Annotated in this window: 20 protein-coding genes and 1 tRNA gene; 9 read left to right on the top strand and 12 right to left on the bottom strand. The window is 67.9% G+C overall.

All coding sequences use genetic code 11. The annotated features are described in order from the left end of the window. Window positions 1-3: 3 nt before the first annotated feature. The 5 genes from ACFORO_RS00105 to ACFORO_RS00085 all read right to left on the bottom strand — a co-directional run bounded on the left by ACFORO_RS00105 (window position 4) and on the right by ACFORO_RS00085 (window position 6,126). On the bottom strand, window positions 4-1,467 hold the full coding sequence (locus tag ACFORO_RS00105; protein WP_377872899.1) for a peptidoglycan D,D-transpeptidase FtsI family protein: 1,464 nt from the start codon (window positions 1,465-1,467) through the stop codon (window positions 4-6). Beyond that, entirely contained in the window at window positions 1,464-2,951 is a 1,488-nt protein-coding gene (locus tag ACFORO_RS00100) for an FtsW/RodA/SpoVE family cell cycle protein (protein WP_377872900.1), read from the bottom strand. The genes ACFORO_RS00105 and ACFORO_RS00100 overlap by 4 nt, the downstream gene beginning before the upstream one ends. Beyond that, on the bottom strand, window positions 2,951-4,327 hold the full coding sequence (locus ACFORO_RS00095) for a PP2C family protein-serine/threonine phosphatase (RefSeq protein WP_354735994.1): 1,377 nt from the start codon (window positions 4,325-4,327) through the stop codon (window positions 2,951-2,953). The genes ACFORO_RS00100 and ACFORO_RS00095 overlap by 1 nt, the downstream gene beginning before the upstream one ends. Beyond that, complete coding sequence (locus ACFORO_RS00090; protein ID WP_037718919.1) at window positions 4,324-4,785, bottom strand: FHA domain-containing protein FhaB/FipA; 462 nt, start codon at window positions 4,783-4,785, stop codon at window positions 4,324-4,326. The genes ACFORO_RS00095 and ACFORO_RS00090 overlap by 4 nt, the downstream gene beginning before the upstream one ends. A gap of 102 nt (window positions 4,786-4,887) precedes the next feature. Next, entirely contained in the window at window positions 4,888-6,126 is a 1,239-nt protein-coding gene (locus ACFORO_RS00085; RefSeq protein WP_354735996.1) for a DUF3662 and FHA domain-containing protein, read from the bottom strand. Between the two features lie 130 nt (window positions 6,127-6,256). Here ACFORO_RS00085 and ACFORO_RS00080 point away from each other — a divergent pair. The 3 genes from ACFORO_RS00080 (at window position 6,257) to ACFORO_RS00070 (ending at window position 9,363) form a co-directional block, all read left to right on the top strand. Continuing rightward, window positions 6,257-6,342, top strand: a tRNA-Leu gene (locus ACFORO_RS00080). A gap of 321 nt (window positions 6,343-6,663) precedes the next feature. Further along, entirely contained in the window at window positions 6,664-7,131 is a 468-nt protein-coding gene (locus ACFORO_RS00075; protein WP_377872901.1) for a hypothetical protein, read from the top strand. Window positions 7,132-7,317: 186 nt separating this feature from the next. Continuing rightward, entirely contained in the window at window positions 7,318-9,363 is a 2,046-nt protein-coding gene (locus ACFORO_RS00070; RefSeq protein ID WP_377872902.1) for a hypothetical protein, read from the top strand. Here the strand turns inward: ACFORO_RS00070 and ACFORO_RS00065 are convergent. After that, the gene (locus tag ACFORO_RS00065) at window positions 9,325-10,854 is read right to left on the bottom strand and encodes a hypothetical protein (protein ID WP_377896473.1); all 1,530 of its coding nucleotides are present in this window, start codon (window positions 10,852-10,854) and stop codon (window positions 9,325-9,327) included. The two genes, ACFORO_RS00070 and ACFORO_RS00065, sit on opposite strands and share 39 nt — an antisense overlap. Window positions 10,855-11,085: 231 nt before the next feature. On the opposite strand from ACFORO_RS00065, the gene ACFORO_RS00060 reads away from it, so the two are divergent. Continuing rightward, window positions 11,086-13,092 (top strand): hypothetical protein, encoded by a 2,007-nt coding sequence (locus ACFORO_RS00060; protein WP_377872904.1) that lies wholly within the window; start codon window positions 11,086-11,088, stop codon window positions 13,090-13,092. On the opposite strand, the gene ACFORO_RS00055 is transcribed toward ACFORO_RS00060, so the two are convergent. The 5 genes from ACFORO_RS00055 to ACFORO_RS00035 form a co-directional block, all read right to left on the bottom strand. Beyond that, the gene (locus tag ACFORO_RS00055) at window positions 13,093-14,688 is read right to left on the bottom strand and encodes a hypothetical protein (protein ID WP_377872905.1); all 1,596 of its coding nucleotides are present in this window, start codon (window positions 14,686-14,688) and stop codon (window positions 13,093-13,095) included. A gap of 48 nt (window positions 14,689-14,736) precedes the next feature. Next, on the bottom strand, window positions 14,737-15,072 hold the full coding sequence (locus ACFORO_RS00050; protein ID WP_344282217.1) for a hypothetical protein: 336 nt from the start codon (window positions 15,070-15,072) through the stop codon (window positions 14,737-14,739). A 36-nt stretch (window positions 15,073-15,108) separates the two neighbouring features. Further along, on the bottom strand, window positions 15,109-15,843 hold the full coding sequence (locus ACFORO_RS00045) for a S1 family peptidase (RefSeq protein WP_377872906.1): 735 nt from the start codon (window positions 15,841-15,843) through the stop codon (window positions 15,109-15,111). 125 nt (window positions 15,844-15,968) lie between these two features. Then, on the bottom strand, window positions 15,969-16,727 hold the full coding sequence (locus ACFORO_RS00040; protein ID WP_354736010.1) for a S1 family peptidase: 759 nt from the start codon (window positions 16,725-16,727) through the stop codon (window positions 15,969-15,971). A 119-nt stretch (window positions 16,728-16,846) separates the two neighbouring features. Then, complete coding sequence (locus ACFORO_RS00035) at window positions 16,847-17,221, bottom strand: FKBP-type peptidyl-prolyl cis-trans isomerase (protein ID WP_354736012.1); 375 nt, start codon at window positions 17,219-17,221, stop codon at window positions 16,847-16,849. Window positions 17,222-17,384: 163 nt separating this feature from the next. On the opposite strand from ACFORO_RS00035, the gene ACFORO_RS00030 reads away from it, so the two are divergent. Further along, window positions 17,385-20,600, top strand: a complete 3,216-nt coding sequence (locus tag ACFORO_RS00030) for a penicillin acylase family protein (RefSeq protein ID WP_377872907.1) — start codon at window positions 17,385-17,387, stop codon at window positions 20,598-20,600. Here ACFORO_RS00030 and ACFORO_RS00025 read toward each other — a convergent pair. After that, a complete protein-coding gene (locus ACFORO_RS00025; RefSeq protein ID WP_377872908.1) occupies window positions 20,554-21,420 on the bottom strand; it encodes an EamA family transporter in 867 nt (288 codons plus the stop codon). The two genes, ACFORO_RS00030 and ACFORO_RS00025, sit on opposite strands and share 47 nt — an antisense overlap. Window positions 21,421-21,487: 67 nt before the next feature. On the opposite strand from ACFORO_RS00025, the gene ACFORO_RS00020 reads away from it, so the two are divergent. The 4 genes from ACFORO_RS00020 (at window position 21,488) to ACFORO_RS00005 (ending at window position 24,955) form a co-directional block, all read left to right on the top strand. Continuing rightward, complete coding sequence (locus ACFORO_RS00020; protein WP_377872909.1) at window positions 21,488-22,324, top strand: LysR family transcriptional regulator; 837 nt, start codon at window positions 21,488-21,490, stop codon at window positions 22,322-22,324. A 46-nt stretch (window positions 22,325-22,370) separates the two neighbouring features. Next, the gene (locus ACFORO_RS00015) at window positions 22,371-23,402 is read left to right on the top strand and encodes a trans-sulfuration enzyme family protein (RefSeq protein WP_377872910.1); all 1,032 of its coding nucleotides are present in this window, start codon (window positions 22,371-22,373) and stop codon (window positions 23,400-23,402) included. Between the two features lie 237 nt (window positions 23,403-23,639). Further along, window positions 23,640-24,359 carry a hypothetical protein gene (locus tag ACFORO_RS00010; RefSeq protein ID WP_377872911.1) on the top strand — a complete coding sequence of 240 codons (720 nt, stop codon included), beginning with the start codon at window positions 23,640-23,642 and terminating at the stop codon, window positions 24,357-24,359. Continuing rightward, on the top strand, window positions 24,359-24,955 hold the full coding sequence (locus ACFORO_RS00005) for a class F sortase (RefSeq protein WP_377872912.1): 597 nt from the start codon (window positions 24,359-24,361) through the stop codon (window positions 24,953-24,955). Before ACFORO_RS00010 ends, ACFORO_RS00005 begins: the two co-directional genes overlap by 1 nt. Window positions 24,956-25,087 lie beyond the last annotated feature (132 nt).

Raw genomic sequence — 25,087 nt, 5'->3', positions numbered from 1 at the left:
CGGCTATCCACCCCCGAGCCGGGCGGCGATGGCGGCGCGGCCGATCTCGGCGGCCACCGAGCCGCCGGTCGCGGCGAGACCGCGGTTGCCGCCGTTCTCGACGATGACCGACACGGCGATCTGCGGGTTGTCCGACGGCGCGAACGCGGTGTACCAGGCGTGCGGCGCGGTGTTCTTCGAGTCGGCTCCGTGCTCGGCGGTACCGGTCTTCGACGCGATCTTCAGCGCGTCGTTCTTGCCGCCGCCCTTGGTGAAGGACTCCGACGCGATCATCATGTCGGTGAGGATCTTGTCGTTCTCCGGCGACAGCGCGGGCTTGCCGGTGAGCTGCTCCGGGTCGACGTTCTCGACCGTCGACAGGTCCGGGGCCAGGATCGACTGGATCAGCTGCGGCTTCATCGCGTAACCGTTGTTCGCGACGGTCGCCGAGAGCAGGCAGTCCTGCAGCGGGGTGAGCCGGACGTCGCGCTGGCCGATGCCGCTCTGGTACAGCGCGCCCGGCGAGTCGAGCGGGCCGACGGTCGAGCCGACGACCCGCATCGGCACGGTCAGGTCGTTCTGCCCGATGCCGAAGTTGGCCGCGGCCGCCTTCATCTTGTCCGCGCCGAGCTGGCCGGCGAACGTCGCGAACGGAACGTTGCACGAGTGCGCGAGCGCGTCCTTGAACGTGTTGCCGGGGCAGGTTTCGCCGCCGTAGTTCTCCAGCGTCGTGTTCGTGCCCGGCAGCTGCACGTTCGGCGCGGTGCTGACCTGGGTGTCCGGGCCGATCCCGCTCTCCAGCGCCGCGCTGGCGGTGACGATCTTGAACGTCGACCCCGGCGGGTAGTTCTCCGAGATCGCCCGGTTCAGCATCGGGTTGTTCTTGTCCTTGGAGTAGGCGTCCCACGCCTTGTTCTGGTCGGTGCCGTGCGTCGCCAGCTGGTTCGGGTCGTACGACGGGGTCGACACCATCGCCAGGATGCGGCCGGTCTTCGGCTCCATCGCGACCACCGCGCCGGTGTAGCCGCGCTGCGTCATCAGGTCGTAGGCGGCCTTCTGCACCTTCGGGTCGATGGTGAGCTTCACGTTGCCGCCGCGCGGATCGCGGCCGGTGACCATGTCCGACAGGCGGCGCACGAACAGCCTCGGATCCGACCCGTTCAGCACGTCGTCCTCGGCGCGCTCGAGCCCGCCCGCGCCGTAGTTGATCGAGTAGTACCCGGTGACCGGGGCGTACATCGGGCCGTCGGCGTAGGTGCGGAAGAACTTGAACTTGTCCGTCGAGGGCTTCACGCCGGCGAGCACGGTGCCGTCCGGCGTGACGATCTGGCCGCGCTGGCGGGAGTACTCGTCGTAGAGGACCCGCTGGTTGCGCGGGTCAGTGCGGTACGTGTCGGCCTTGATGACCTGGACGTAGGTGTCGTTGGCCAGCAGCAGCACGATCATCGCGAGCATCGCCATGCCGACCTTGCGCAGGGGCGCGTTCACGCGGTCCTCCCGTTCGGGTCGCCTTCGGCTGGCGGACGCCGCACCAGCACGGTGTGCGCCTCGGCGATCGGAGCCTGCGGCTGCTGCGGCTTCGGCCGGGAGGCCGGCCTGCGCGCCGCGTCCGAAATGCGCAGCATCAGGGCGACCAGGATGTAGTTCGCCAGCAGCGAAGAGCCGCCGTAGGACAGGAACGGCGCGGTGACGCCGGTTTCCGGGATGAGCGCGGTGACGCCGCCGACGACCACGAAGATCTGGATCACGATGGTGAAGGCGAGCCCGCCGCCGAGCAGTTTGCCGAACGTGTCGCGCACGGCCAGCGCACTGCGCATGCCGCGCATCGCGAGCAGCACGTACAGCATCAGCACCGCGGCCAGCCCGATGAAGCCGAGCTCCTCGCCGATCGCGGCGGTGATGAAGTCGGTGCTCGCGGCGGGCGGGATGTCCGGACGGCCCGCGCCGAGCCCGGTGCCGCCGACGCCGCCGGTGCCGAGCCCGAACAGGCCCTGCGCGAGCTGATAGCTGCCGCCCAGCACGTCGTAGCGCGGGCCGAGCGGGTCGGTCCAGTTCTCCACGCGCTGCTGCACGTGGCCGAACAGGTTGTAGGCGAGGACGCAGCCGCCGACGAAGAACGTCAGCCCGACGACGACCCAGATCGCGCGCTCGGTCGCGACGTAGAGCATCACCAGGATGATGCTGAAATACAGCAGCGACGTGCCGAGGTCCTTCTCGAACACCAGCACGCCGATGGCCGCGGCGGCGGCGATCAGGATCGGGCCGAGGTCACGCGCGCGCGGCAGTTCCACGCCGAGGAACTTCTTGCCCGCCACCATGAACAAGTCGCGTTTGGACACCAGGAACGACGCGAAGAAGATCATCAGCAGCAGCTTCGCGAACTCGCCCGGCTGGATCGAGAAGCCCGGCAGCTTGAGCCACACCTTCGCGCCGCCCGCCTCGGACAGGCTGGCGGGCAGCACCGCGGGCAGCGCGAGCGCGCCGAGCCCGAGCAGGCCGGCGATGTAGCTGTAGCGGGTCAGCGTGCGGTGGTCGTTGACCACCACGAGCACGATCACGAACAGCACCAGCGAAACCGCGGTGAACAGCAGCTGCTTGGTGATCTCCGGCGAGTACTCCTTGCCGCGCTGCAACGCCGATTCGGCCTTCGCCAGGTCGAGCCGGTGAATCATCACCAGCCCGATCCCGTTCAGCAGCGCGACGCACGGCAGCAGCACCGGGTCGGCGTACGGGGCCCACCGGCGCACGGCGAGGTGCGTCGTGGCGAGCACGCCGAGATAAGCGAGTCCCACCCACAGGATCGAGAGCGTCAGCTCCTGCTCCTGGTTGGCTTCGACGATGACCAGCGCCAGGGTGACGATGCCCGCCGCGAACGCCAGCAACGCGAGCTCCGTGCCCCTGCGCTTGGGGAGGTCTCGCGGCGGATTCGTGGCGAACTGGGCGGACGTCGGGTCGGCCAACGGCTGGCCCATCAGTTACCGCCCCCCGTCGGCGGCGTACCCGCCGTCGAGCAGTCCCTCCCCGCGGGCTGGTTCGCCGACGAAGGCGTGCCGCCGGGCGGCGCCACGCTGGACGAGGGCGCACCCGACTGCGGGACGCCCGTGGAAGAGGTCGGCTTGCAGTCCGACAGCTTCTTCTTGAGACGCAGGAAATCGTCGATGTACTTGCGCGCGTCGTCGAGGCTTTCGCGCTTCACGCCGTTCTGCACGGCGATCCGCGCGTCCTCCTGCAACGCGGAGACGCGGAGCTTGTCGGTGCACAGCTGGCCCGGCGGGCACGAGCCCTGCTCGAGCGAGTGCAGGTCGATGCCGAGGACGCTGCCCGGGACGCCGCGATAGATCACGACCTCCTGATCGGGTCCCTCTCCGACGTAATACTGGCTGAGCACGAAGTATCGAGTCGCGATCGCGGCGGCGCCCAGCACGATCAGCACCACGACCGCCCCGACGAGCCAGCGGAACCGTTTCCGCCGTTTCGCCTTCGGGTCTTCCTGCGGAGCCTGCTGCTCCGGTCGCGGCTGCGGCGGCGGCTGGGTCAGTGCGCGCGCCCTGGCCGCGGGGGAGTCGCCCTGATGCATCTCGTCGCTGCCGTCGCCCGCGGCTCCGCCCACGATCGGGGCGTCGTCGCCGAAATCGACGTCGACCACGTCGGCGATGATGACGGTCACGTTGTCCGTGCCGCCGCCCTTGAGGGCCAGCTCGATCATCCGGTCGGCGCAGTCCTGCGGATCCGGGATCTGCACGGCCTCGGCGAGCGTCTCGTCGCTGACCATTCCGGACAAACCGTCGGAGCAAATCAGGTACCGGTCACCGGGACGCGCCTCGCGCACCGTGAGACTCGGTTCGACCTCGTGTCCGGTGAGCGCCTTGAGCAGCAGCGACCGCTGCGGGTGCACCGCCGCCTCTTCCGGCGTGATGCGGCCCTGTTCGAGCAGTTCGTTGACGAAGCTGTCGTCCCGGGTGATCTGGGCGAACTGGCCGCCGCGCATCAGGTACGCGCGCGAGTCGCCCACGTGGACCAGACCAAGTCTGTTTCCCGCGAACAAGACAGCGGTGAGCGTGGTGCCCATGCCGTCGAGATCGGGGTCCTGGGACACCAGTTCGGCGATCGCCGCGTTGCCGTTCTGGACGGCTTCGCGGAGCTGGGCGAGGAGGTCGTCTCCCGGCTCGTCGTCGTCGAGCGGGGCGAGCGAGGCGATGACGACCTTGCTGGCCACCTCACCTGCGGCGTGCCCGCCCATGCCGTCGGCGAGCGCGAGAAGACGCGGGCCGGCGTAGACGGAGTCCTGGTTGTTGGAACGCACCAGGCCCCGGTCGCTGCGGGCCGCGTAGCGGAGGACGAGAGTCATGGGCGAAGCTCGATCACCGTCTTGCCGATCCGGATGGGGACTCCGAGCGGGACCCGGAGGGGTGCAGTGACCTTAGCCCGGTCGAGGTAGGTCCCGTTCGTCGAGCCCAGATCTTCCACGTACCAGTCCTCCCCGCGCAGCGCGATCCGGGCGTGCCGGGTCGATGCGTAGTCGTCGTCGAGCACCAGCGTCGAGTCGTCGGCCCGGCCGATGAGGATCGGCCGCCCGTCGAGCGCGATGCGGGTGCCCGCGAGGGCTCCGTGTGTGACGAGGAGCTGCTGCGGGGCCTTGCTGCCCCGCGGCTTCTTCTCTTTGTTGCGGCGGAAGGACGGCACCTGGACCCGGAGGCCCGACGCGGCGTAGAGGTCCGAGCGCACGACTCGGAGCGCGGCGAACACGAAGAGCCAGAGCAGCACGAGAAAGCCCACTCTGGTGAGTTGAACGACCAGCTCTGGCACTTGTTGTGTCCGCTCCCGCCTGTGCCTGCAAGCCGCGGCGCCACGCGCGCCGCGGATCCCCCCGCACGACAATTCTGCGGGAACCCTGTGGACGGTCTGCGATCAGCCCTGGGTTCGGAACACCAGGGACGAATGGCCCACCCTGATCACGTCGCCGTCGGCCAGCTGCCAGGTCTGCACCGGAGTGCCGTTGACCGTGGACCCGTTGGTCGAACCGATGTCGGCGAGCGTCGCGCTCTGGCCGTCCCAGGTGATCTCCAGGTGTCGCCGGGAGACGCCGGTGTCCGGGAGCCGGAAGTCCGCGTCCTGGCCGCGGCCGACCACGTTCGCGCCCTGCTTCAGCGAGTAGGTGCGGTTGGAGCCGTCGTCCAGCTGGAGGCTCGCCTGCAGCTGGCGTCCGGGAGCCGGGGCGCCCTGCTGCGCGTACGGGTCCTGGCCGTAAGCCGCCTGCGGCTGGCCGCCGTACTGGTCGTACCCGCCCTGCTGGCCGTAACCCTGGTCGTAGCCGCCCTGCTGGGGCTGCCCGCCGTAACCCTGGTCGTACCCCTGCTGCGGCTGCCCGTAGCCCTGGTCGTACCCGCCCTGCGGAGCCTGGCCGCCGTAGCCCTGGTCGTAACCCTGCGCGGGAGGCTGGCCGCCGTAACCCTGGTCGTACCCCTGCTGCGGCGGCTGCCCGCCGTAGCCCTGGTCGTACCCGGGCTGCTGGCCCTGGCCGCCGTACTGGTCGTAGCCCTGCGCGGGGGGCTGGCCGCCGTAGCCTTGGTCGTAGCCCTGCTGCGGCTGACCGCCATAACCCTGGTCGTACCCGGGCTGCTGGCCACCCTGCTGTCCGTAGCCGTACTGGCCCTGCTGGCCGTACGGGTCACCCTGGTCGTATTGGCCGTAGCCGGGGGGCTGGCTCATTGGTGGGTCTCCTGCGTTGCTGGGTCGTGCCGACCGTGACGGCCCTTCCCCCGCAGTGTCGCGGGCGTCGGGATCGACGGACGAACGGGTCTTGAACTGTCCAGTATGCAGCGCCTCGTTGCGCTCGAGTGATACGACGACGTCACCATAGGTGTCCCAGCCCTGTGCGGCGAGGTGTTCCGCCACCGCCCTCGCGAGAACCCCGGTGACCCGCTGCTCATCGCCGGCCATGCGATCGTGGTCAGCCGCCCCCAAAGACACGATGTAGTGATTCGGGGCGAGCTGCCGACCGCCTGCCAGCTCACGAACGTTCTCCTCGCCTTCCCTCTCGAGCGCAACCGCCACTTCCTGCGTGACGACGTTGCCGCCGAACATGCGCGCGAAAGTATTCCCCACCAGGTTCTCGAGACGCCTGTCAAAGCGCTCAACGCGACCCACCGGGGACAACCTCCTCACACGTGTGCTTCCGCATCGATCCTATCCGGGGGAGGAAGGGTTGGGCATGCCCCCGGTGAAACCCGTCAGAAGCCCCTGCTAAGCTTTGCTGGCTGCCTCAAGGAAGCAACTCGGGCGAGTGGCGGAATGGCAGACGCGCACGGTTCAGGTCCGTGTGTCCGAAAGGACGTGAGGGTTCAACTCCCTCCTCGCCCACCATGGTCAGAGCCCCAGCCGCTTGCGCGACTGGGGCTCTTTTCCGTTTGTCGGTCGTTCCTTTGCCCGGGGGCCGAGCCCCCGGAACCCCGCGGTGCCTTCGGCTGCGGTTGGTGGGCGGGTTGGGCCGTGTGGGGGTGGGCCAGGACACATTTTGTGTCGCTGGGGTGATGTGGGGATTCCTGGGTGCGTGTTGTGCGGGGTGGCTAACTGGTTGCTGAGAGTTACCGCGGCTTGAGTCTGGGGGTGACGATGAAGCCCTATCCGTTTGTGGCGTCTCCTGGGCGGTGGTTTCCTCCGGCTCTGGTTCAGCGGATTCGGGTCATGACGATTCGTTGGGGTTTCGCTAGTGCCGGAATCGGCTTGCTCATGGTTGTCGCGGTGCCCATTTTCGGGTACGGGCTGCCCACTTCTTATGACGTGACTACTGGGCTGACGGTCGTCTTGGGGGTGCTCGCGGCGAGCTGTTTGATGATTTCCGGGGTTGGGCTGGTGGTGGCGCGTTCCTATGTCACGGTGGGGCATCTCGGGCATCGGAAGGAGTACACCGTCCTGGGGGTCCAGCTGGGGACGGCTGTTCCGGGGTGGGTGGCGGCGATCGGGTTCGTTCTCTGGTACGTCATTTCTGTGACGACTTCGGGCAGCTACTCCGGGGTGGAGCAGGTGCACTTCACCGTGCCCATCGTGCTTTATTTGAGCATCCCAGTCATCGCGGTGGTCATCAATTCGGTCAACTTGCTCATCGCGTTTTCTCTTTTCTTTCCCTCACCTCGCAGGCTGAGCGGGTACTGATGGGTCCGGAGCCGGAGCGGTACTTCGAGGGCGACTGGCATGAGCCGGTGCGTGTTGTGGTGTGGCAGGGGGATGCGCGATGGAGTCCATCGCCTGCCTGTTTGTACGGGGAAGACGGCTCGATGGTGCTGCTCGCGCCGCGGTGAATCGGTAAGCTGGCGGTCACTCGGGGTGAGGGGTGGACTGGTGCACAACGAAGTCGGGTCGGTCGGTGGCGGTAGTTCTCTCGTGCAGGCGCAGTACATCGGCACGGTCAACCAGCAGCTGCCCGGACCCGAACGCGTGGTGCCGCACGAGACGCCGCGGGCGTTGCGGCGGTTGGTCGGGCGGGACGACCAGGTCAAGGCGTGTCTCGAAGATCGGCGCGCGCCGCTCGTGGTGTTCGACGGATTGACCGGGGTCGGGCGGCGGGCGTTGGCGCGGTATGTCGCTGAGCAGGTGAAAGACCGTTATCCCGGCGGGGCCTATTACACGGACTACGCGACGCACACGGTCGACGGGGATACGGTGATTTCGGCGGCACTGCGCTCATTGCTGCGCCGCGACGGGGTTCGTGACGAGGTGATGCCCGCCGAACCTGGGCTGGCGAGTCTGTGGCGGAGCCGATCGTCCGGGGCGGCTGCGGTGATGTTGCTGGAGAACGTCACGGAAGCCGAGCAGTTTCTGCAGTTGATGCCTGGCGGGCAGGATTGGCTGGTGCTCGTCGCGGGACGGGTGGAGTCGCCGATCGAGGTCAACGAGGTCGGCGGCAAGACGGTCAGGGTCACTCCGCTCGACGAAGCGCAGTCGGCCCAGTTGTTTCGTGATCTGAGCGGCCTCGACGACGATGATCCGCTGCTGGCGGAGATCCTCGGCTACTGCGGCGGATTGCCGTTGGCCCTCCGGAACGCCGCGACGCTCGTCGTGGTCGGGCGGTGTCCTTCGTTGCCGGAGCTGGCGGCGCGGCTTCGGCGTTCGCGCGCCGAGCTGATGCGGACCGACCGGGGGCCGAAGAAGGGGGAACCGGTGTTTGAAGCGACGTATCAGGAAGCGACGGAACCGGCGCGGCGCGCGTATCGGCTGCTCGGCGCGTATCCGGCGATCGACTTCACCGCGCCGGTCTTTCACCTGCTGATCGGGCTCGACGAGGCCACGGCGGGAGACATCCTCGCCGAGTTGGTTCTGCTGAAGGTGCTTCAGGAAAACCACGGCCGGTACTCCATGCATCCGCTCGTCCACGACCACGCGGCGTCCCTTTCCGGCTTGGGCGACGACGAGACGCACGAGGCGCTTGCCCGGGTGGTGCGCGCGTTCCGCAACGTCGCGTACTACGCGGACGCGGCGATGATCGGGGCCAGGTACCGGGTCGCGGGCACTCCGGAAATTCAGGATCCCTTCACCGGCGATCGGCGGGCCGGCGGATTGGCGTGGTTCGAGGAGAACCGGCGCGCGTTGCACGAACTGCTGCCGGTGGCCAGGGAAATCGGCTTGGTCGACGAGATTTGGCAGATCGCCGAGTCGCTCGCGGCCTACTACTTCGATCGCAAGCGGTACGCCGATTCGCTCAGCAGTCTCCGGCACGGCATCGAGGCCGCGGAAGAGGCCGGGAATCGCGTGGCGGAGGCGCGGTTGCGCAGTCTGGCTTCGCGTCCGTTGACGGATCTCGAGCAGTTCGAGCAAGCCGGGGACTTCGTGGCACGCTCGATCGAGCTGGCGGATCAGGACGGACATGTGGTGTTGCGGGCGTCGGTGCGGGAGTTCGCTGGCCGGTACCACGATGTGGCTGGCCAGCCGGAACAGGCGCAGCAGCGGTACCGCGAGTCGATCGAGCTGAACGAGGCGGCTGGGGAAGCGCGCGGCGAGGCGCTGAGCCGGATGTTCCTCGGGCAGTCGCTCGGTGACGCGGAAGGGCTGCGCGAACTGGAAGCCGCGCATCGGACGTTCGGCGAGCTTGGCGACGGGCGGTTGGCTGCGCGCGCCTTGTTGATTACCGGGCAGGTGCGGGTGCGCATTGGAGTGCCGGGCGGGATCGACGCGTTGACCACGGCGGCGGAGGCGTTCGAGGCGAGCGGGGCGACGTTCTACGAAGCCCAGGCGCGGGAAGCGTTGCACGCGGCGATGGTCGAGGAGAGTCCGCAGGAGGCGCGTAACCACCTGGAACGGGCGATTCGGCTGTATCGAGAACTGGGCAGTCCTCGGGCCGAGAAGCTGGCGTCAGAAGACGACGGTGGTCTCGACGGAACCGAGTCGTAGGGACAACGGACCTGCTGCGCGGCCGGTCGCCACACATGCGTGCAGGGCGGATGCCAGTGCGGCGACGTCAGCCTCGCCGGTCACGGTGAATGTGTTGCCGTCCTGGGTGCGGGCGACGCATCCGCCTGGGACGGCGGCCGCGGCCAGTGTGCAGGCGGGGTGAAGCCGCAATGCGTTGGCGCACCAGGCTTCTGGTGTTGAACGCAGTGCGGTTCTGGTGAGCACGGTGGCGTTGCCGATGCGGCCGAGGTTGTCGTCGCTTTCGTCGGCTACCACGTGTCTCAGCTTGGTCGAGGCTCGTTCGGAGTCCGGTTTCCATTCTTCTACCGAGCGTGGGAATCGGTGCAGGGTAATGGAATTCGAGCTGGTGAACTCCGGGTAAGCGGTGAATGCGAGCGGAACGGACGGCTGTGGGTCCGGGTCCGGTGCGCGCAGGAGTTCCAGGAGGCGGGGTTCCAGACCCGCTAGACGGAGGATGAGCGCGTGCAGTTCCGCGGTCGCGCCGTGGGGGTTGGCGAAGGTGCGTTCGGCGAGATCTTGTTGCCAGGGCTGGGTTTCCGCCGCTTCGATCTGGTCCCGTAGCGGGCGATCCCAGGCGAGCCGGGTGGCGTGCTGGCCGAGTAATTCGGCGCTGGTGCCGGGGACTACCTCGGTGCCGAACGCGCCGAGCAGCAAGGGGCGCCCGGTCGCGGCGGCCAGCAGGGAGACCGAGCCGTGGTCGCCGACGACGACGTCCGCGGCGACGAGCGCGGCCTGCCATCCGCGTTCCGGCGGGAGGAGGAGCAGCCCGGCGTCTTCGGCGGCGGCGAACCATGAGCGGATTTGGAAGGGCCGGTAGCGCGACCAGACGTTGGGGTGCAGCACGAGGCCGACGGCTGCGGAGTCGTAGTCCAGAGCGGCCAGCAGTTCGGCGGGAAGCCGCGGGCGGCGGCCGATCAGCGAGGTTTCTCCCCAGGTGGAGCTGACCAGCACGAACTTCCGGCCGGTCACGCCAAGGGCGGCGCGGTAGTGGTCGCGGTGCGGTTCGCTCCGGAGAAGCTGCTCGAACTGCGGATCGCCGACGAGCACGGTCTGTCCGTCGGTCAGCGGGTCGGCGTCGCGCAGTTGCTTCTGCTGGCTCGGATGCGAGAGCGCCATCAGCACTCGTCCGGACCGCAGCGCGGCCGACGGGATCAGCCCGGAAAGCCGCGTGCCGGCGGACCCGGAGTCGGGAACGTACTTGTGGAATCCGACGCCGTGCGGAAGGACGAGCACCGGACCGGAGACGTGGTCGAAATCAATGTTTTCGCTGGCCGTGATCGCGAGCGCGTAATTGAGCTTCGGAACATTTTCCCACGGGGTGCAATGCGCTTCCGCCCTGGTGAGCAACTCCTCGACGCCCGCGCTGAAGCGGGACCCGCGGTCGACTGTGAAGGTGAAGCGAATCCGCTGGTCATCCTGGAAGAGACGGCAGACTTCGAGCAGCTTGATCGCCGAAGTCCAGGTGCGCACGACTCCGAGCACGACGACCGGGTCGAAAGTCCGCCACCTGCTTTGCTGCTTTGCTGCTTTGCTGCTTTGCTGCTTTGCTGCTTTGCTGCTTTGCTGCTCAATTCAATTCTACCAAATCCGTCCTGGAATTCCTGGTCCGAACCTTACCCGGCCCTGATCGTGGTGAAGGGCTGGACACGGACGGTGACGTTTCCGGTAGCCTGAGCCGGGACCAGCTGGGCGGGGGCAATGGTGAGCGACGGCAACTACTTCGACGGCCAGGCGGACAAGGTCTTCCAGGCGCGCAACGTCTACGGCGACGTGCATTTCCACGCGCCGGAGCAGCCCGCGGCACCGGCGTTGCAGGTCCAGGCGCCGCCGAAGCACTACCGGAACAACGAGCCGCAGCTTGATCTGCTGACTGAGATCCATGACGAAGCCTTGGACCGGGTCGCGATCGCGATTGTGCGGGGTGCGCCGGGCAGCGGGCGGACGACCCTGTGCGAAACCTGGCTGCATCAGCACCAGGATCGGTTCGACCGGTGCTACGAGGTGCGCGTCGGCCATCGGGCGGGCGCGGACGTGCTGGCCGAACTGCTGTCCAAGCTGGGATACGGCCCGGACGAGATGCAGGCGAGTCTCGAGGGGCGCGCGGCGATGTGGCAGTCGCAGACCGCCGGGTTCAAAGTCGCGCTGGTGGTCGACGACGCGTTGAGTGCGGCCGAGGTCAAGGCGCTGCTGCCGACGCACCCCGGGTCGTACGTGCTCGTGGTCGGGTCGGGGTTTGATGCGCTGCACACCCGGCATTCCGCTCGGGAAGTCGTGCTGGAGCCGTTGGGCGACGAGGCGGCGCGGGGCATCTTGACTGAGCTGGTGGGCGAGGAAAAGCTCGCCGCGGAGCCGGAGCAACTGAAGGAACTGCTCCGGATTTGCGCTGGCTCTGCCGCGGAACTCAACGTCGCGGGCATGATCCTCGCTCGGCAGGGCGGGACGGTGCGGCGGCTGCTCGCGCGGATCCGGGCGAAAGGCGCCCTGGCCAGCGCGGTGTTCGATGTCGCCTACGAGCTGTTGAGCGAGCAGGAACAAGCGGTGTACCGGTTCTTCGGCGCGCACCCGGGCAGCGGTGACGTCCGGCTGGAAACCGTTGCGGAGGTGCTCAGTCTCGACGAGTTCGACGCTGAGGACGCCTTGCAGAAACTGGTGTCCGCCAAGCTGATCGAGGTCATCAGGGGTCGCTACCGGATGTCCGAGCTGGCTCGGCTGCACGCCGCGACGCTGGCTGGCGAGCTTTCCGAGGTTGTGGTCGGGTACTACGCCGAGCAGGGGCTCCGGATCGCGGAACGCGCGCTGCCGACTGGCTGGCCAGCGAAGATTTGGCCGGGCTTCGCGCCAGCATCCGAGGGGGACGCTTGGGAGTGGCTGTTCGCTGAGCAGACGAACCTGCTCGCCGCGGCGGAGGTCGCGTTGCAGGCCGGGGTGCACGAGGACGTCATCCGGCTGGCGAGGGCGTTGTGGCCGGTCTATAAAGACGGCGCTTACCCCGTCGAGCTGGCGGCGGTGAGTCAAGACGCGGTCCAGGCCGCGCAGGCTGCTGCGATGCCGCTCGCCGAGGGGTTGGTCCGGACTCAGCTCGGGTTCGCTCAGATGCAACGGCGGGATTGGGCCGCGGCACGGGAGCAGTACGCCGCGGTGGCCGAGCTGGCCACGACGCCGGAGGAACATGCGTCTGCGCTCGAGGCGCGTGGGCTCGCGTTCTTCGAGCCGGGGTTGATCGCGCGGCAGCAGGGACGAGCTGAGGAAGCGGTTTCGCTGTACAGCCAGGCGGAGGTCTGCTTTCGGGAAAGTCTTGCGCTGGCCGAGGAGATCGGTGCCGACCGTCGGCTCGCGTTGATTCGGATGCATCTGGCCAAGGTCGTGTCGCCGGAGGAGGCGGCTGTCCTGCTGGCGCAGGCGGAGCAGGGGCTGAAGAACGAGCCGGGCAACCTGGTGAAAGTCCGGCTGTGGCAGGGGCGGAAGCTGATCGAGGCCGGAGCGTACGAGGAAGGCGCGGCCGCGCTGGCCGAACTCGACTCTGCGGCGGAGAAGGCCAAGCTGCAGCGGGAACGTATCGCGGCGTTGCGGTCTCGGGCGGAGGCGGCGCTTGCTCGCGGCTACCGTGACCAGGCGTTGGCGCACGCGAAGGATGCGTTGAACATCGCTCGGCTGCACGGTTTTACCGCCGAAGCGACGGATCTGCTGATCTGGATCGAACAGCTCTGACTATCCATAGTGGACAGTAAGCTGGGCTTCGTGCTTGCGGCCGCCCGCGGTGAACGGCAGCTGTTCCGGGAAGTCGAGGCCTAGCGAGTCGCGCGCGTACAGCAGCGATGGCACGGCTTGCGGCAGGTCGGTGCCCGTGAAGGAGACGACCAGGCCGTCGCGGCTGCCGGCCAGCCAGCCTGATCCGGCTGGGCAGGCGGCCCATTCACAGCCGGGGAATTCGGCGAGGGTGAGGGCGATCCATCGACCTGGGTCGGGGAATCGGTCGCCCAGCACGATGTCGGCGCGGCGCAGCAGGCGCGGGTCGGGGCCGTCGACATGTACGACTAGGTGGGCGTCGGGCGTGAAGGCGGTGAGTCTGGTGACTTCGTCGCCGCGGACCTGGATCCATTGTGCGCCGGGCTCGGGGCGTTGGACGCGCGGCAAAGGGAACGCGGTGAATCCGGCTGGTTGAGCTGGGGGCGGGAGTTTGAGGGTGCGGTAGCCGAGGTCGGTCAGGAGGGCTGCGGATTGTCCGGGGACGCTGGTGGCGAGCGCGGTCGCGGCGGCCAGGTCTGCGGGTTGGGTCGCGGTGTGCAGTTGCTCGGCTAGGTTTTCGCTGGTCATCATGGGTGCGGTGCGCAGCAGGGCGGCTACTGGGGAGTCCGGGTCGACGGCTTCGTGCGGTGCGGCGGCCAGCAGGACTGGGGTGCCTAGGCACGCGGAGTAATACGTGACGGAGCCGTGGTCGCCGATGGTGACGTCGGCGGCTACCGCGGCTGGTTGCCACAGATCTTCTTCCGGGAGGACGATTACTCCCGCCCGTTCGCAGTCTTGAAGCCACATTTTCAGCTGCCACGGATAATGGCCTTGGCCGATGTTGGGGTGCAGGGCCAGGACGACGGCGAATTCGTCCAGCGGCAGTTGCTGCGCGATGCGGGCGGGGAGGTCTGGGCCGGATCCGTAGGACGAGAGGTGGCCCCAGGTGGACGAGATCAGCACCAGGGTTTGTTCGCCGGTTACGCCCAGGGCTTGACGGTAGGATTCGCGCAGTTCCCGGGCGTCTCGCAGGCGGTCCAGGCAGGAATCTCCGGCGATGACGGCGTGGTCGGCGGCTTCCGGGCAGTACTGCCGCAGCCGGGTGAGCTGCTCGGGGTGGGACAGGACGTGATGTTCGGCGATCACCTCGCCGTTATGCAGCAGCCATTGCTCCGACAACCCGAAAACCGGTTTCCGGTTTCCGGTTTCCGGTTTCCGGTTTCCGGTTTCCAAGAATTTATTATAACCCATTCCGTGCGGCAAAACTGTCAACGGAGCCCGAATCCGATGCAATTCCCCGCCGTAACTGGCCGCCAATGCCCAGTCGAAGTCCTCCGCGACGACGTCTTCCCAAGGCTCCAGCGGGATCCCCCGCGCGGCCAGGTACTCCCGCGTCCCCCGGGTGAACGCGCTCGAATCCGGGCACGTGAACACCACCTGCACCCGCGGATCCCCGGCGAACAACGGCAGCACGTCCAGCAGCCGCGTCGCGGCGGTCACGTTGTGCACTACCGCCAGCAGCGTCCGTTCCGTGGGCACGGTGCGCCATCGGCGCGGCACAGGGAACGACAAAGGCACGGAGAGCGATCCTACCGATCGCGCTCCGTGCCGGTCGTGCGAAAAGCCTCAGAGGCTGATATTGCCTTGTACGTCACGCAACTGGACGACCTTGGCCCCTTCGGCCACCGTGCCCACGTGGTTCGTGACCCCGCCGCTGCGCGCCTCTTGGTGCACCTCGAACTCGGTGCGCAGCGCCGCGCCGAACTCCGGGTCCTGGCGGCTGACCTCGTCGAGGCGTTCGGCCAGCGCGGTCACCGTGGCCGGATTCTCCGGGGTGGCCGCCTCCAGTTCCGCGGTCGCCTTGCTGTTGCCGGAGAACTTGCGCTTGACCAGGTCGTACAGCCCGGTCGCGGCCTTCGTGGCCAGCGCGGTGGCGACAGCGGTCAGGATCGGCTCGGGCATGCGACTCTCCTCAGGTCGACGGCCCTTCCACCGTACTCACTTCGCGTGCTCGTCGATCCAGTCGGCGAGCACATCGATGCGCGACGTCGTTTCCGCGCCGGTGTGCGGGCAGTCCGGGCCGTTGTTCTCGATCGAGATCAGCTTGCCGTCGGTGAAATACGGCGCGCCCGTGTCGTAGGCGCACGCGCTGGTGGACGCTTCCGGCGCGACGCCGTGAATGCCGACTGTCGTGCCGCCGACCGACGAGATCTTCATCGTGCCCTGCTGCAACTGCTTGGACGGCACCGGATTCTGCGCGGTCCGGCTGCCCCAGCCGGCCAGCGTGACCTGCTGTCCGACGCCCGGCACCAGGTGGTTCACCGTGAGCGGCGTGACGCCGGGGACCGGGCTGTCGAGCTGCGCCAGTGCGACGTCGTTCGGGCCCGCTTGCAGAACCTGCGTGACCTTGCGCTGGACGCCTTTCTCCTTGGTCTCGTCCACCAGGCCCAGCGACACCGTCGTCGGGTACGGCACCGGGCCGGACACCCGGTTCTTGTTGGCGTCGTGGAAACAGTGGCCGGTGGTGACGATCCACTGCGGCGCGACGAGCGCTGCCGAACAGAAGCTCGAGTACGTGCTTCCGTTCGGCAGCGGGATTCCGGTCATGCTCAGTTTCGCGGCGAAGCCGAATTGGCCCGCTGGGACATCAGAGCCGTTGGCGACGGCCAAGGCCGGGCTCGCGGTGAGGATGGGCAGGAGAACTGCTGCGGAGATCGCGGCGCGGACGCGCATTCTGTCCCTTCGTCCGGTGCCACCGGCGGACGCCGATGAACTCGGCCTTCCACGCTAACGACACTGTCCGCGATGCGGAATTCCCTTGATGGGCGACGAAAACCGACCGATCTCGCGACTTGCCCTCACTGGGTGTGCGAGGCGATCCAGTCCTTGAGGATGTCGACGCGCGCGGTCGTCTCCGGGGTGGAGTGGGGGCAGTCCGGGCCGGTCGACTCGACCGAGATGATGCGGCCGGTGTGGTCGCCGTCGTCGACGAAGTACGGCGCGCCCGAGTCGTAGCTGCACGCGCTGGTGTCCTTCTTCGGCGCGACGCCGACGATGGTCGCGGTGGTGGCGTCCGAGCCGACGACCTGCATTTCGCCCTGCTGCAGCTTGTCCGACGGCTTCGGCGAAACCTCGGTGAGGCTGCCCCACCCGGCGAGCAGCACCTTCTGGCCGGTGGTCGGCGCGGCGGGCGAGACGGTCAGCGGCTTGATGTCGGTGACCGGCGAGTCGAGTTTGGCGATCGCGACGTCGTTGATGCCAGCCTGCTGTACCTCGGTGACGTTGCGCCGTTCGCCCTTGCCGGGCTCGTCGGTGGTCGCGCCGAGAAGCACCGAAGTCCCGTACGGCACCGGGCCGGAAACCGGCTTGCGGTTGACGTCGTGGAAACAGTGCCCGGCGGTGATGATCCATTGCGGCGCGATGAGGGAACCCGAGCATCCGCTCGAATAAGTGGTGCCGTCCGCCTTCGGGATGACAGGCATGGACAGCTTGGCCGCGAACGGATACTCGCCGGGCGCCACATCGTTGCCGTTCGCGACCGCGGACGCGGGCGCCGCCACGGCTAGCGCGGCGCCGGCGGCGAGGAAGGCAGCGGAAAGGGCAGCACGCAAACGCATGAAATATCCTCCGGAAGACGACTACTCAATGCGAACGTAGGCGTCTCCGGTTTCCCCCGAAAGGGGGATCAGCCGGGGCTGCCCGATCGGGCTTGCCCGGCTGCCCGCGTTTTCTTGAATCAGCTCACGCCGACGAGATCGACGACGAAAACCAGGGTTTCGTTCGGGGCGATCACGCCGCCCGCGCCGCGCTCGCCGTAAGCGAGGTGCGGCGGGATCACCAGCTGGCGGCGGCCGCCGACCTTCATGCCCGCCACGCCCTGGTCCCAGCCCGGGATGACCTGGCCCGCGCCGACCTGGAAGTCGAGCGGTGCGCCGCGGTCATAGGAGGCGTCGAATTGCGCGCCGGTGGAGTGCGAGACACCCACGTAATGCACGCTGACGGCATTGCCCGGCTTGGCTTCGGGGCCGTCGCCGACCGTGATGTCTTTGATCTGCAGCTCGGCGGGCGGCGGTCCGTCCGGGCGCTCGACTAGGGGCTTTTCCACGCTCATGGGGCTCACCGTACCTATCGGTCAAACGCCGCGCCTGATGGACCGCTACCAGGGAGGACTACTCCCAACGAGGGGATAAACGCGAAAACTCTTCACATGTGCCCTACCCGTCGGTAGCGTGCGCTGGGTCACCCTGGGGAATCCTTCGTGGACGGAGTGCGGCATGCGACGACGCATCCCAATCCTGGCCGCGGGCGCGGTAGCCGTGCTCACGGCCGGGTTAGTGCAGATCGGGACCGCGGCACCGGCTTCCGCCGCGTTGCCCGGCAACGACTATTGCGCTGGTCAGTGCAACGACATCCTCCCGCCGGGCGAGAACGGCAGCGCGACGCTCGCCGAAATCCTCGCCAACAAGGCGTTCGGCACGCAGCCCGGGCACGCGGACGACCAGCTCGGCAAATACGCCGACCTGGCGGGCGGATACAAGACGCTGACGACCGACACCATCGGCAAATTCTTCAACGACTCGTCCTTCGGCGTGCCCGCCGACCAGGTCGCGAGCACGCTGAAGCCGCGCGACGACGTGACGATCACGCGCGACAAGGCCACCGGCGTCCCGCACATCCAGGGCACGACGCGGTCCGGCACCGAGTACGGCGCGGGATACGCCGCGGCGCAGGACCGCTTGTGGCTCATGGACATCATGCGCCGGGTCGGCCGCGGCCAGCTGACGTCGTACGCCGGCGGCGCGGAAGCGAACCGCGAGCTGGAGCAGTCTTTCTTCGCCTCCGCGCCCTATACCGAGGACGAGCTGCAGCAGCAGATCGACGACGTGGCTGCGAGCGGTCCGCGCGGCCAGCAGGGGCTCGCCGACGCGAAGGCGTACATCGAAGGCATCAACAAATACATCACCGATTCGCACAACGGCCGGTACTTCCCGGGCGAATACGTGCTCACCGGGCACGTCGACGCGATCACCAACGCGGGCACCATCGAACCGTTCAAGCTCACCGACCTGGTCGTGCTCGCTTCGGTGGTCGGCGCGCAGTTCGGCGCCGGCGGTGGCGGCGAGGTGCAGAACGCGGTCGCGAAGCTGGCGCTGCAGGAGAAGTACGGCGTCGAGCAGGGCGAAAAGGTGTGGCAGAGCCTGCGCGCAGAGGACGATCCCGAGGCCGTGAAGACCCTGCACGACGGGCAGAATTTCCCGTACGGCAACACTCCGGCGAACCCGCGGGGCGCGGCGTTGCCGGACAAGGGTTCGGTGACGAACCAGCAGCTCGTGTTCGACCAGACCGGTTCGGCCGCCGCCGCGCAGGCGAAGGTCAAGGTTTCCGCGCCGAAGGACCAGGAATCCGCGCGCGGCATGTTCGACAACGGCGTGCTGCCGGGCAACATGCTCAAGGAAAAGCACGGCATGTCCAACGCGCTGCTGGTGTCCGGCGCGAAGACCGCCAGCGGGCATCCGGTCGCCGTGTTCGGTCCGCAGACCGGGTACTTCGCGCCGCAGCTGTTGCTGCTGCAGGAAATCCAGGGTCCGGGTATCAGCGCGCGGGGCGCGTCGTTCGCCGGGCTCAGCATGTACGTGCTGCTCGGGCGCGGCCAGGACTACTCGTGGAGCGCGACGACCGCGGCGCAGGACATCATCGACACCTACGCGCTGCCGCTGTGCGACCCGAGCGGCAAACCCGCCACAAAGGACTCGAACTACTACCTGTACCAGGGCAAATGCCTCCCGATGGACACCGTGGAGCGCAAGAACGCCTGGTCGCCGACCGTCGCGGACGGCACCGCCGCTGGGTCGTACACGCTGCGCAGCTACCGCACGAAGTACGGCCCGGTGACCTCGCGGGCGACGGTGGACGGGAAGCCGGTGGCGTACTCGTCGCTGCGGTCCTCGTACTTCCACGAGGTGGATTCGCTGATCGGGTTCCAGGAGTTCAACGACCCGGGCTACGTGAAGTCGGCCGCGGACTTCCAGCGCGCCGCGAACGACGTCAACTTCACCTTCAACTGGTTCTACGCGGATTCGAAGGACATCGCGTACTTCAACTCCGGCGCGAACCCGGTGCGCAATTCCACTGTGGACCCGATGATGCCCGCGTGGGGCGATCGCGGCTTCGACTGGAAGGGCTGGAACCCGGCGGGCAACAAGGCTGATTACACGCCCGCGGCGCAGCATCCGCAGTCGGTCAACCAGGACTACTACGTCAGCTGGAACAACGCGCAGTCCAACGGCTACGCGTCCGGCGGCGCGGACAAGTCGGCTGTGCACCGCGCCGATCTGCTCGACGCGCGGGTCAAGGGCCTGCTTTCCAGCGGCACCAAGGTGACCCGGGTCAACCTGACCCAGGCGATGGCGGACGCGGCGCTGGCCGACCTGCGGGCGGAGAAGGTGCTGCCGTTGCTGCTGCAGGTGCTCGACAAGGCCCCGCTCACCGGCGCCGCGGCGGATGCCGAGGCGAAGCTGAAGACGTGGATGGAGCACGGACACCAGCGCGTCGAGTCCAGCCCGGGCAGCAAGGCCTACAACGACGCCGACGCGATCCGGATCATGGACGCGTGGTGGCCGCTGCTGGTCACCGGCGAGTTCAAGCCGTCGATGGGCGACGACGCGTTCGGCGCGATGACGAACGTGCTGCAGATCAACGAAAGCCCGTCCGGCTTCCAGAACGAGACGCCGGGCAAGCACGTCGGTCAGCCGCACCAGGGTTCGGCTTACCAGCACGGCTGGTGGGGTTACGCCAGCAAGGATCTCCGCACGGTGCTCGGACAGCCGGTCGCGGGCCCGCTCGGCGCGAAGTTCTGCGGCGGCGGCGACCTGACCGCGTGCCGGCAGACGCTGGTCGACTCGCTGACCACGGCCGCCGGTCAACCGGCGAACACCGTGTACCCCGGTGACGCCGACTGCTCGGCGGGCGACCAGTGGTGCGCGGACTCGATCATCCAGCGTCCGCTGGGCGGCATCGCGCACGGCAAGATCAGCACGCAGAACCGGCCGACGTTCCAGCAGGTCGTCGAATATCCCGCGCACCGCGGCGACAACGTCTCGAACCTCGCGGCGGGCAAGCCGGTGAACGCCTCCAGCGCGGAAACCGGGTTCTACAACTCGCCCGCTTCGAACGCGGTCGACGGCAACGCGGGTACGCGGTGGGCGAGCGATTGGAGCGACAACCAGTCGATCACCGTGGACCTGGGCTCGGTGCAGCAGGTTTCGCGCGCGGTGCTGTCGTGGGAGAAGGCGTACGGGAAGGGGTACAAGATCCAGCTGTCCACGGACGGCACCGACTGGCATGACGCTGCTGCGGTGACGGACGGGAACGGCGGGGTGGACAACGTCTCGTTCGCACCCTCGGACGCGCGATTCGTTCGGATGCAGGGGGTCTCGCGCGGGACTAAGTACGGGTATTCGCTGTATGAGTTCGAGGTTTACGCGCACTGAGTTCTGTCGTTACTGACGTGATGATGAGGACCGCTCCGGCCAGCATGATCGGCCGGGGCGGTTCTTTCATGAACAGGACGCTGATGAGGCAAGCGAGGATGGGTACGGCGTAGGCGTAGGTGCTGACCAGCGCGGCGGAGGTCGTGCGGAGGAGCCAGGTGTAGAGGCCGAAACCGGCCAGCGAATCGACGAGGGCCAGGTAGCCGAGTGCCAGCCAGGAAGTGGCGGTGGGTTGGCCGACCACTTCGCCGGTCGCCGCGCCGATGGCGAGGAGAACGGCACCGCCGCATAGCAACTGCACGGTGGTGGTCGCCCATGGTCCGGGGAGGTTGGGCGTGCGCGCGGTCAGGACGGTGCCGATCGCCCAGACGAGACCGGCTGCGGCTACGACGAAGGTCCACGCGTTGGGCTGCGTGCCGGTCAGCAGGGCGACGCCCGAGAAGCCGACGAGCACTCGCAGCAAACCGGCTCTGGTCGGACGTTCCCCCAGCATGGCGTTCAGCACGGTTACCCACAGCGGAAGCGCGGCGACCACCAACGCGGCGGTCCCGGCGAAGGTCGTGCGCTCGGCGAGCGCCACGGTTCCTTGTGCGCCGAGCAGGCAGACGCCGGTCGTCGCGGCGGTCGCGAGCTGGCGGAAATTCAAGCCTCGCAACGCGGTTGGCCGGAGGGCGAGCAGCACCAGGCCCGCAGCGAGGAATGCGGTGCCGGAAGCCGACAGCGGCGGAAGGGTTTGCGCCATGACCCGCATCGCGGGGAACGACGTTCCCCAGCACAGCCAGAGGCCAGCCAACGCCAGAAAGACCATGTACTTCAGCACAGCTCACCTGCGGGTATGCGTCCAACAACTTCTCGTCATCTCCCGGATGCGGTGAGATCATCAAGCGGTGGACGTGACGGTGGCTCAACTCGAAGCATTGCTCGCGGTGGGGGAGCACGGCAGTTTCACCCGCGCCGGGCAGGAACTCGGGCGGACGCAGTCGGCGGTCAGCCGGGCGATTGCCGCGTTGGAGAGTGCGCTTGGCGGGCCCGTCGTGCATCGCGGAGAAATCGGATTCACCGAACTTGGTCGCACGGTGGCGAAGCACGCGTCATCAGTGCTGGAGGGGTTGCGGGCGATCAACGATCTCGCCGCGGACATTCGCACGCCGACACTGAGGGTCGGCGCGGTGGCGAGTGCGCTGGTGCGTTTCGTGCCAGCGGGAGTGCTGCGGCTGCGACGGGATTGGCCGCGGAGTCAGGTGCTTGCCTTGCAGGGCGAGGACGACGAACTCCTCGCCTGGCTGGCTGACGGAACCGTCGATCTCGCTGTGACCACCCAGCCCGGCCCGGATTCCCAGCGAGCGCTCGAAGACGAATTCCTTGCCGTGGTGCCGAAGGAGCATCCGGCCAGCCGCCGGAAGCGGATCCGGCTCGCTGAGTTGATCCGGCTCGGGGTCGCCGATCCGGGTGGCACGTGCGGGCCCGCCTTGGCGGAGGGATTCGCGGCGCACGGTGTCGAATGGCGGCCGGACCATGTGGTCCGCGACGTCGGGACGGTGGTCGCGATGGCTGCCGCCGGAATCACCGCGGGGGTCGCGCCCGCGATGGCGTTGCCGGATCCGCCGCCGCCCGCGGTTGTGATCCGGCCGCTGGAACCGCGGCTGTCCCGGGCCGTCTACCTGCATTACTGTCCTGCGGACCGCGATGTTGTCCACCTTGTGGAACACCTGACCACCTGGTGATATTCGTCGCCTGCCGTTCAAGCGGTCGCGAAGTTACCGTGTCCGCATGGACGACTGGACTCCGCGGACCCGCGCGATCGCGGCGGGTCGGCCGCACGGCCCCGGCGAACCGCTGACCACGCCGATTGTTGCGACGAGCACCTTCGAGGCCGGTGGCGACGCGGTGTACGCGCGTTCCGACGGCACGGCTACCTGGGCTGCCTTCGAAGAAGTCGTCGGCTCGCTCGAGGGTGGCACCGCAGTCGCCTACGCGTCGGGCGTCGCCACGTTGTCCGCGGTGCTGGATTCGTTGCCGGTCGGGTCGACGGTTGCGGTTCCGTCGTTTAGTTACGCCGTCACGCGCGGAGCGTTGAAGCACGCACAACAGATCGGTCGCCTCACGGTCACCGAATTGGAGCCGACGGACACTCAGGCGTGGCTCGACTGCGACGCCGATCTGTTGTGGCTCGAATCGCCGACTAACCCGACGCTCGACGTGATGGACATCGAGACCATCGCGCGCGGCACAAGGGGACGCGTAGTCGTCGACAACACCTTCGCGACTTCGCTGCATCAGCAACCACTGTCGCTCGGCGCGGACATTGTCGTGCACAGCGCCACGAAGCTCATTGGCGGACACAGCGATCTTCTGCTCGGTGTCGCGGTCGCAGCCGAGCAGAACATTGTGGACGAGCTTCGTGCGGCGCGTACTCGGGTCGGCGCGACACCGGGTGCGCTCGAAACGTGGCTTGCGTTACGCGGTTTGCGGACGCTTCCGGTGCGGCTCGCCGAGCAAACCCGTACCGCGGAGTGGCTGGTGTCCCGGTTGGCGGAACACCCGGCGGTAACAAAGGTTCGCTACCCCGGTTTCGGGATGATGGTGGCGTTCGAGGTCGACGGCGCCGACGCGGCGGACAAGGTGTGCGCGAGCGTCCGGTTGATCCGGCCGGCGACGAGCCTCGGCGGGGTGGAAAGCCTGATGGAACGGCGTGCGTGGCTTCCCGGCGAGGAGCGCGTGCCGCCGGGGCTCATCCGGTTTTCCGTCGGGTTGGAGGACCCGGAGGACCTGTGGCGGGATTTGCTGACCGCGCTCGGCTGATTTCCGCCATTCTTTAACGAGGGCTGTGCGGGTTGCCTCGCGAGTGTTACGGTATGGGCACGACAAGCCGGATTCCCGGCATTCGGGCGAAATCATCGCCGTCGAGAAGGCGTTCGTTACGCCTTTCTCTCGTGCCATTAATCACCAGCTAAAGGGTTACCCCTATGGGCTGAATCTTCGGCAGGATCAGCGAGCGCGGTGGGGGTCATCGCGCTTTTCCTCAGAGGGGTAATCATCTTGAAGAAGACCCTGGGCAGACTCGCGGGCGCTGTGCTCGCGGGCGCCCTGATCAGCCTTACCGTCGTGCCCGCCGCGAACGCGGAGACCGCGCCGGAAACCTCCGCCTCGGCTCCGGCCACCACGGGCGAGACGGCTCCCACCTCGGCCCCGGCCAGCGAGACCGGCAAGCCGACTGAACCGGGCAAGCCGACCGAGACCGGCACGCCGACGGAGACGGGCAAGCCGACCGAGACCGGTAAGCCGACCGAGACGGGCAAGCCGACGGAGACCGGTAAGCCGACCGAGACCGGCAAGCCGACCGAGACGAGCAAGCCGACCGAGACCAGCACTCCGGAAGAGCCGCCGTTCGTCGACGACACCGGCTACGGCTCGGACCTCGACGGCGACCTCGGCATCCTGCGGATCGCTTGCGTCGCCGGCGCGCCGACCAACGTGCACTCCAAGGACTTCGACCTGGTCGAGGGCCCGGAGCAGGACGAGACCGACGGCCGCTACTGGCTGTGGCTGGTCAAGCGGCACGCGGGTGTTTCCTTCGACACCGGCACCGTCTACGCGTCCTGGACCTGCGGCGGCAAGTCGACTGACGGCGGGCACGTTCCCCCGGCGGGCGGCGCGGGCTCGGGCTCCGCTGGCACCACCGGCGGACACGGCGACTCGCAGGTGAAGTACACGCCGAAGCGCGGCATCGAGACCGGCTTCGGGGGCATGGCCGCCTGATGACCAGGAAGTTCGGGCAGGGTGTCGCGGTAGCGGGCACCCTGCTCCTCTCCCTCTCGCTGAGCGCGTGCGGCTCGGACGCCCCCGCGGCTCCGGCCGCGCAGGCCCCGGCCAGTGCGGCGGTCCCGGTGACCAAGCCGTTCTCCGGGCTGCGGCCGACGTCGGTCGAGATCCCGAAGATCGGCGCGAAGTCGACGCTGATCACCGTCCTTCCCAACAAGGACGGGCAGATCTCGGTTCCGTCGGTGAAGAACCCGATGCAGGCCGCGTGGTACCGGCTTTCGCCGGTGCCGGGCGACGTGGGTCCGGCGATCGTGCTCGGGCACGTCGACGGCGACCACAAGCCGGGGATCTTCTACAAGCTCAAGGACGTGAACCCGGGCGACGAGGTCGACGTCGAACGCAGCGACGGCAAGAAGCTGAAGTTCGTCGTGGACCGCAAGGAACAGGTCCCCAAGGACACGTTCCCGACGCAGGCCGTCTTCGGCAACACGGACAAGCCGCAGTTGCGCATCATCACCTGCGGCGGCGTGTTCGACCACGCCGAGCACAGCTACAAGGACAACATCGTGGTGTACGCGAACCTGGTCTCCTGACTCAGGTCCGGAGCTGCCCCAATGTGGCATTGGGTGCGTCAGACGCACCGAATGCCACATTGGGTGCGTCGCATGCACCCAATGCCACATTGAGGTTTTCTCAGTAGGGCTGGGCGGGGTGCGTGTCGTCGG

Origin of the sequence: Amycolatopsis halotolerans, assembly GCF_042647905.1 — a bacterium.
In the GTDB taxonomy this organism is placed as follows: Bacteria; Actinomycetota; Actinomycetes; order Mycobacteriales; family Pseudonocardiaceae; genus Amycolatopsis; species Amycolatopsis halotolerans.
This window is presented reverse-complemented; position numbering and strand designations above follow the sequence as displayed.

Bases quoted from the DNA above. Each gene is read 5' to 3' on its own strand.
- ACFORO_RS00100 (WP_377872900.1), bottom strand. From the start codon at position 2,951: ATGGGCCAGCCGTTGGCCGACCCGACGTCCGCCCAGTTCGCCACGAAT.
- ACFORO_RS00095 (WP_354735994.1), bottom strand. From the start codon at position 4,327: ATGACTCTCGTCCTCCGCTACGCGGCCCGCAGCGACCGGGGCCTGGTG.
- ACFORO_RS00075 (WP_377872901.1), top strand. From the start codon at position 6,664: ATGACGATTCGTTGGGGTTTCGCTAGTGCCGGAATCGGCTTGCTCATG.
- ACFORO_RS00050 (WP_344282217.1), bottom strand. From the start codon at position 15,072: ATGCCCGAGCCGATCCTGACCGCTGTCGCCACCGCGCTGGCCACGAAG.
- ACFORO_RS00045 (WP_377872906.1), bottom strand. From the start codon at position 15,843: ATGCGCGTCCGCGCCGCGATCTCCGCAGCAGTTCTCCTGCCCATCCTC.
- ACFORO_RS00040 (WP_354736010.1), bottom strand. From the start codon at position 16,727: ATGCGTTTGCGTGCTGCCCTTTCCGCTGCCTTCCTCGCCGCCGGCGCC.
- ACFORO_RS00035 (WP_354736012.1), bottom strand. From the start codon at position 17,221: ATGAGCGTGGAAAAGCCCCTAGTCGAGCGCCCGGACGGACCGCCGCCC.
- ACFORO_RS00030 (WP_377872907.1), top strand. From the start codon at position 17,385: ATGCGACGACGCATCCCAATCCTGGCCGCGGGCGCGGTAGCCGTGCTC.
- ACFORO_RS00015 (WP_377872910.1), top strand. From the start codon at position 22,371: ATGGACGACTGGACTCCGCGGACCCGCGCGATCGCGGCGGGTCGGCCG.
- ACFORO_RS00005 (WP_377872912.1), top strand. From the start codon at position 24,359: ATGACCAGGAAGTTCGGGCAGGGTGTCGCGGTAGCGGGCACCCTGCTC.